Origin of the sequence: Paraburkholderia aspalathi, from assembly GCF_900116445.1 — a bacterium.
Taxonomy (GTDB): domain Bacteria; phylum Pseudomonadota; class Gammaproteobacteria; order Burkholderiales; family Burkholderiaceae; genus Paraburkholderia; species Paraburkholderia aspalathi.
In genome coordinates this window covers 218,065-225,156 of the sequence record NZ_FPBH01000013.1, presented here as the reverse complement: position 1 = coordinate 225,156, position 7,092 = coordinate 218,065, and the positions used below count along the sequence as shown (strand labels likewise).

Annotated in this window: 7 protein-coding genes; 5 read left to right on the top strand and 2 right to left on the bottom strand. The window is 60.5% G+C overall.

Translation table 11 applies throughout. From position 1 onward, the window contains the following. Positions 1–522: porin (locus BM438_RS21155; RefSeq protein WP_143131733.1), on the top strand; the 522-nt coding region annotated here is incomplete at its 5' end. A 249-nt stretch (positions 523–771) separates the two neighbouring features. Beyond that, complete coding sequence (locus tag BM438_RS21150; RefSeq protein WP_093637159.1) at positions 772–1,806, top strand: L-idonate 5-dehydrogenase; 1,035 nt, start codon at positions 772–774, stop codon at positions 1,804–1,806. A gap of 125 nt (positions 1,807–1,931) precedes the next feature. Here the strand turns inward: BM438_RS21150 and BM438_RS21145 are convergent, their stop codons facing one another. Further along, complete coding sequence (locus tag BM438_RS21145) at positions 1,932–2,600, bottom strand: RraA family protein (protein WP_093637156.1); 669 nt, start codon at positions 2,598–2,600, stop codon at positions 1,932–1,934. A 273-nt stretch (positions 2,601–2,873) separates the two neighbouring features. Here BM438_RS21145 and BM438_RS21140 point away from each other — a divergent pair, with 273 nt between their 5' ends. Further along, complete coding sequence (locus tag BM438_RS21140) at positions 2,874–3,257, top strand: hypothetical protein (RefSeq protein ID WP_054033567.1); 384 nt, start codon at positions 2,874–2,876, stop codon at positions 3,255–3,257. A 45-nt stretch (positions 3,258–3,302) separates the two neighbouring features. Here the strand turns inward: BM438_RS21140 and BM438_RS21135 are convergent, their stop codons facing one another. Further along, positions 3,303–4,238: a LysR family transcriptional regulator gene (locus BM438_RS21135; protein WP_093637153.1), complete on the bottom strand. Its 936-nt coding sequence runs from the start codon at positions 4,236–4,238 to the stop codon at positions 3,303–3,305. Positions 4,239–4,354: 116 nt separating this feature from the next. On the opposite strand from BM438_RS21135, the gene BM438_RS21130 reads away from it, so the two are divergent. Both BM438_RS21130 and BM438_RS21125 read left to right on the top strand, forming a co-directional pair. Then, the gene (locus tag BM438_RS21130) at positions 4,355–5,212 is read left to right on the top strand and encodes an oxidoreductase (RefSeq protein WP_093637150.1); all 858 of its coding nucleotides are present in this window, start codon (positions 4,355–4,357) and stop codon (positions 5,210–5,212) included. Between the two features lie 181 nt (positions 5,213–5,393). Further along, positions 5,394–7,082: a hypothetical protein gene (locus BM438_RS21125; RefSeq protein ID WP_093637147.1), complete on the top strand. Its 1,689-nt coding sequence runs from the start codon at positions 5,394–5,396 to the stop codon at positions 7,080–7,082. The last annotated feature ends 10 nt before the right edge of the window (positions 7,083–7,092 follow it).

The window sequence follows — 7,092 nt, the reverse complement described above, 5'->3', positions numbered from 1 at the left end:
GTCAGCCTTTCTTACGACCACGGCCCCTTGAGCGTTGGCGCGGCCTATCAGATCGTCAACGATATTGGCGGCCTGACGCCTGCGACCAGCACCTATGGCAGCACGTACTTCGGCGTGACGATTCCAGACAGCTCGCAAAAGATCTTCACCGCGGGCGCAACGTATAAGTTCGGCGCGGCGAAGGTGTTCGGCTCGTACATCTACAGCCACGTCTATCCGGCTGACTATCGCAACGATTCCTTCTCCACCGCGGTCCAGTACTTCATCACGCCGTCGCTCGTGCTCGATCTGCCGTTCTACATCGACTTCGTCCATCACGCAGGCCAGAGCGGCACGCGTATCACGACCGGTCCGACGTTCGACTATTTCCTCAGCAAGCGCACCGACGTCTATGTCGGCGTGGACTACAACCACCTGACCGGCGCATGGACGACCCTCGCCGCCGCCTCCGGTTCGAATCAGCCGTTCTACGGCTTCAACTCGCTGTTCGAAGCCACGATCGGTCTGCGTCACAAGTTCTAAGGTTTGCAGCATGGCACGTCTGTTCGGTGTCGCCCGACGCCGGCAGACTTCTCCAACGGCCGAACGACATCGGGACGCGAAGTCTTGTCCCGATCGTCGACAATGTGATCGAGAACATGCCCAAGGCGCTCGAATAAGCATCCATAAGCGTCGACTATCGGCCCAGACAACTTTGATCTTTGTCGACTGGGCCTCGAGGCGGTACCGTATAGCGTGCTGATCCCGCATTCACCGTTATAGGCCCTCACCATGCATGCACTTGTCATTCACGCCCCGCTCGATCTGCGCATCGAGGACGTTCCCACGCCTGAACCGGAAGCCAACCAGTTGCTCGTACGGGTTCGGGCCGGCGGTATCTGCGGTTCGGATCTTCACTACTTCAACCATGGTGGTTTCGGCACGATTCGCATCAAGGAGCCCATGGTGCTCGGTCATGAAGTCTCGGGTGCCGTCGCGCGCGTGGGATCTGGTGTGACGGATATGCCGGTCGGCACCCGGATCTCCATCAGCCCGAGCCGGCCGTGTGGCCTGTGTCAATACTGTCAGCAAGGGCTGCAGAACCACTGCCTGGATATGCGCTACTACGGCAGCGCGATGCGCACGCCGCACGTGCAGGGCGCATTCCGCCAGGAGATCGTGATCGACCGCTCGCAGGCGCACGTTGTGGCTGACTCGTTGAGCGATGCGGAAGCCGCGATGGCCGAACCGCTTTCGGTCGCCCTTCACGCCGTTCGGCGCGCGGGTCCGTTGCTCGGTAAGCGTGTGCTTGTCACAGGATGTGGGCCGATCGGCGCGTTGATCGTGGCGGCCGCACGCAGAGCCGGTGCGGCGACGATCGTGGCAACTGACGTGAATACGCTGCCGCTCGACAGCGCGAAAAAGGTCGGTGCCGACCTCGCGTTCAACATCGCGGAGACGCCGGACGCGCTCCAGCCGTTCGCCGTCGACAAGGGTAGCTTCGACGTTCTGTTCGAAGCAAGCGGCAACGCAGCGGCATTGCGCGGTGCGTTCGACGTGCTCAAACCGCGTGGCGTGATCGTGCAGGTCGGCCTCGGTGGCGACATCTCGTTGCCGATCAATGTGATCGTCGCCAAGGAATTCGATCTGCGCGGCGCGTTCCGCTTTCACGAAGAGTTCGCCGTTGCCGTCGAACTGCTGAACAAGGGGTTGATCGACGTGAAGCCTTTGATCTCGGGTATTTTCCCGTATCAGGATTCGGTCAAGGCGTTCCAGACAGCGGGTGATCGCTCAAAATCGATGAAGGTGCTGGTGAGCTTCGATTGATTGATCTCGCATGTATGGCGACGATGGCGCGGCAAGCCGCGTTCTCGTCGCCATACATAAAGCGCCCACAAAAAAGCCGACGTCGCAATACAGACGTCGGCTTTTTCCTTCCCGTTGCGCGATGCTCAGTTATTGCATCGTGCTTCGAGCGCATCGATAAACGCGCGGTTCCAGCGGCCTTCCTTCATTGCTCGCATCGTCTCAGCTTCTGCTTCCAGAACGGCCAGCGCTTTTTCGATGACAAGCTCGGCATCCTCCTGTGGAATGGCCAGCAAGCCATCCTGATCGCCGACAACGATATCGCCCGGATTGACCACCATTCCGCCGGCCGATACCGGCACATTGATTTCACCCGGACCGTCTTTATACGGCCCCCGGTGCGTGACCCCACGGGCGTAAACCGGAAAATCGCGATCGCGGATCTCCGCGACATCGCGGATCGCGCCGTCGATGACCAAGCCGACAACGCCTATGTTTGCTGCGTAGAACGACAAAATGCCGCCGACCACGGCGTTGTTGAGATCGCCACCCGCGTCCACGACCAGGACATCACCTGGACGGCAAAACTCCAGGGCGCGCAGGTAAGTCAGGTTATCCCCGCCACGCGAGCGCACGGTGACCGCGGTGCCGGCCATCGTCTTCTTGCCAGGCCGCTGATACGGGTGCAGACCCACGCTACCGATGTTGCGATGCATGTTGTCGCTGAGCGCTGAGACGGGAATATCGCGCAATGCGCTAAGGATGGTATCGGCAGCCTGAGCCGCCGACGGGTTCTTCCTGATGGCTTTGTACATGGTCGATCTTCGCTTCCGGATGTAAGGGGGAGCGGCTCATGCAGATCAGGAACGAGTAGGCACGACACCGCTGCAACACGGATATAACGGTATATCGCCCCCACAAATCGCGCCAAGACGGGTTCGTTCTTGCGCGATAGGAAACGCTTATGAACCGCAATTGCCGGGCGGCGTGGCGCTGAGATACGTGGAGGTCGGCTCTCGACGATCAGCTATAGGCAGCGAAAGCAGACATTGGTTAACATCGCTCATCGCCCCCTGGATTTCACACCGATGCCCTCTTCCATCCGCAACTCGCTCGTCTGGATCTTCGACGCATTCGAGCGCGACGCCACCTATATTCGCAAACGGATGTTCGGCAGCGATGCTGCCTATATCGACGGCCTGCTGTGCCTGATTGCCGCCGATCGCGACAAGCCGTGGAATGGCTTGCTGGTGTGCACCTCGCAGGACCGCCACGCCGCGCTCATTGAAGAAGTACCCGCTTTGCGGCCGCATCCGGTGCTTGGAAAATGGCTTTATGTGCCGCAAGACGATCCGGCATTTGAAACCACGGTCGAGACGATGACCGCGCTCGTGCTCGCACGCGACCCGCGCATAGGTGTCGAACCGAAGCCGCGCAAACGGAGCGGCAAATCCACGTTGCCGAAGACGTAAAGCATCGCTGTCAGCCGCCTCGCCGACTCATCGACCCCGACACGCTCAACGCGCCGCACGAAGCTCAGACGGCTCGAGATAGAAATTCCGGTTCCCCGCGAGGCGCTCGACCATAAAGTCGATGAACGCCCTCACGCGCAGCGGTTGCTCGGTTCGATGGCGATAGTAGACGTAGATGGCCTCACGCTGCGTGACATGCCTGACGAGCAGCGGAACAAGTTCGCCACGTTTGATAGGCAAGGTCGCCGAAAAGCCGCCGAGTTGACCGATTGCGAGTCCCGCCAGCACGGCTTGGGTCTCCGCCTCCGTGTCATTGACGCATAAGCTGGCTGCGACGTCGCGATAGACGATCTCGTCATCGATCAGAAATTCCCACGGAGACTGCTTGCCGGTATTCGCCCGCCGATAGCCGGTGCAACGGTGCCCATCGAGCTCGTCGATGGTCCGCGGCGCGCCATAACGCTCGATATAGGCAGGCGACGCACAGACAATCAGTTGGATCGGCAGCAACCGTCTCGCGATCGTGCCGCCCGACGGCGGCGAACCGCCGCGAAAGCCCACGTCGGCGCGATCGCTGATGAGGTCGGTGAAATGATCGTCGAACTGCACATCCAGTTGCACATTCGGGTGCAATTCGGCGAATTCGAGGAAATACGGCCATAGCACGGTGCGCGAGAACGCGCTTGGCGCGCTCACCCGCAGCGGCCCGGCGATCGCGTCTTTCGATCGCCGAGCGTCGTCGAGCGCCGAGGACAGTATGGCCAACGCAGGTCTCACGCTGTCGAGGAGCCCCTGCCCCTCCTCGGTCAGGCTCAACTTGCGTGTGGTTCGGTGGAAAAGCCGGACCCCCAGCTCCTTTTCCAGCTGCATGACCGCGTGGCTCGCGGCCTGCGGCGAGATGCCCTGATCCACGGCGGCCTTGCGCAGGCTTCCCAGCGCCGCGGCCCGGACGAATATCGTGATCGCGCGTACTTCGTTCATGGCCGCCCGGATTAGCAAATAAAAGTTGATTATCAGTCTACCAACCACCGTCTAGTTTGTGCCAATCGACACGCCTACTATTCGTTCACTCTCACCCGAATCGTAGGAGAAACATCATGGCTAACAACACGAACAACGGCTTCAAGCGCGTCTGGTTCATCACCGGCGCGACGCGCGGCCTGGGCGCCCTGATCGCCGAGGCCGCTCTCGCTGACGGCAATGCGGTCGTTGCTACTGGCCGCAATATCGCAGCGATCACCGAGCGCTTCGGTCACTCGGCGGCCCTCCTTCCCGTCGCGCTGGACGTGACCGACGAAGCCCAGGCGAAGGCCGCGGTTCAAGCCGCAGTTGAACGGTTCGGCCGGATCGACGTTCTGGTCAACAACGCGGGCTTCGGCTTGCTTGGCGCCATCGAGGAATCGAGCGATGCCGATGTGCGCCGCATGTACGACACGAACGTATTCGGCTTGCTGAATATCACACGCGCCGTTCTGCCGGTGATGCGCGCGCAGCGGGCCGGTCACGTCATCAATATGTCGTCGATCGGCGGTTATCGGGCAGCCGCCGGCTTCGGCGCCTATTCTTCGACCAAGTTCGCCGTTGAAGGCTTGACTGAAGCATTGCGCGCCGAACTGAAGCCGCTCGGTATTCACGCAACGGTCGTGGAGCCTGGTTACTTCCGTACGGACTTCCTCGACGCGACATCGCTTGTGGTTGCCGGGAACGTGATTGCCGACTATGACGAGACGTCAGGAGAGGTTCGCCGGCGTGCTACCCACATGAATCACAACCAGCCGGGCAACCCGGAGAAGCTCGCAGCCGCCATGGTCGAATTGGTCGACGCACAAACACCGCCGCTGCGCCTGCCGCTTGGCACCGACACGCTGAAGGCAATCGCTGAGAAGAATGCGTATGTTACGCAGGAAACCGAAACATGGAAGGCATTGTCGGCATCGACTGACTTTTCTGAATAAATGCTGACACCATCCGCTTCCCGTTTGCATTGTGTAATGGGAAGCGGATAGGCCGATACGCAATGGGGGTTTGCACCGAAGTCGCCGCCACTAATCCTTCATCATGCGTTGATACGGTAACCGGGTTGTACGTGCTAGTCCGTCTGAAAAGAACTTCTACTTCCCCACCCGGAACCAACAGATGAAAACGACTCCCGTCTGCAACGCGACACGCCGCCTGTCATTTCCCCGACCGGCTTCCACGGTAGCACTCGTGCTATGCGCCGCCGCCCTCAACGCCCATGCCGAACAGTCCGATTTCCGCGGCGAAAGTCGCTTCGAGCCAGGCTTACTGGTTGTAAGTCGAAGCGTGTACGACAACCTGTCGAGCAACGTTCAGGTTGGCGCGATCCTACCGCCGAATTGCGGAGCCACTCAGGGCGGTTGTAGCGCGGCAACTGGCGCGCCGAACGACGGTACCTATCCGTTTGTTTGGAACAACGATGGTTACGACGCCAGCTTCGGCATCACGTCGCGGATCTTTCTCGATCAGCTCACGCCGTCAGGCGAGTGGGTCAGCTCGCTCGAAGTGCCCAACAGTTTGCAGAAAACGCCGCGACGCGACCAACTCGTCACCAGCTTCAGTTCCAAATCGGAACTCGGCCTGCACCTTTCGCTCGACGGCCAGTACCTGACCTTTATGGGGTATGTCGCGCCGGTGAATACGGTGGATGTCTCCAATTCGAAGACGCCAGGTGTAGTCGATCCCACTAATCCGGTGGGGCAGAATTACTATCGGGCAGTCGCTCGCGTCGACCGTGATGGGCACTTCCGCATCACCGAGACGAATGCATATAGCGGCAACAACGGCCGTTCGGCGATTCTGAATAACCGCGATGGCGAGGATTTCTTCTACACAGCCGGCAACGCGGGTAACGGTGCGAACCCTCAACCGGCCGGAGTGGTCATCGGCGCCGGCGCACAATTCATCGACGCCACGAAAAAGCATGAGGCGCAGCAGGACCCGGGCGCGCCGACACCGCTCGCCAGCTTTTCGGTCACTGAACTTGGCGGCTCGGCAGACAAGATCGGCAAGGACGATAACTTCCGTGGCATGACCGTATTCAACAACGTCCTCTACTTTACGAAGGGTAGCGGCAGCAACGGCGTGAACACAGTGTATTTTGTGGACACCACGGGGAAAGCCTGCCCGTCTGGCACAGGTGTGCCGGCTACGAATGCGGCACTGCCCAGCAAGGCGCTTGCTTACGATTCCGCAACGGTCCAAACCAACGGACTGCCAAACAATATGTGCGTGCTGGCCGGTTTCCCTTCGACGCCCAACAAGACCGCGACTACGCTCTCCTTTCCGTTCGGCCTCTGGTTCGCCAACGCGACGACGCTCTATGTCGCGGACGAGGGCGATGGCTACACGGGCGGCCCCGATCTGTACACGCACGCGGCCGCGCAGACTGGCGCGGGTTTGCAGAAGTGGGTGTATAACGCTGGCGCGAAAAAGTGGACGCTCGCCTACACCCTGCAAGCGGGTCTGAACCTGGGGCAGCAATACACGGTTTCCGGATATCCGACCGGCTCCAATGCGGCAACTGGATTGCCGTGGGCACCGGCGACGGATGGGCTGCGCAACCTGACCGGTCGCGTCGAAAATGACGGCACAGTCACGCTCTGGGCAATGACGTCGACCATCAGCGGCAATGGCGATGTGGGCGCCGATCCGAACAAGCTGGTCGCCATTCGCGATCTGCTCGCGAATACGACTGCGACCGGTGCTGCTCGCGAGAAATTCGTCGCGTTGCGAAGCGCGGGCTTTGGCGAGGTATTGCGTGGCGTCTCGTTCACGCCGGGTACTGATCCGGACCACCGTTTCTGACGCGCTGAGA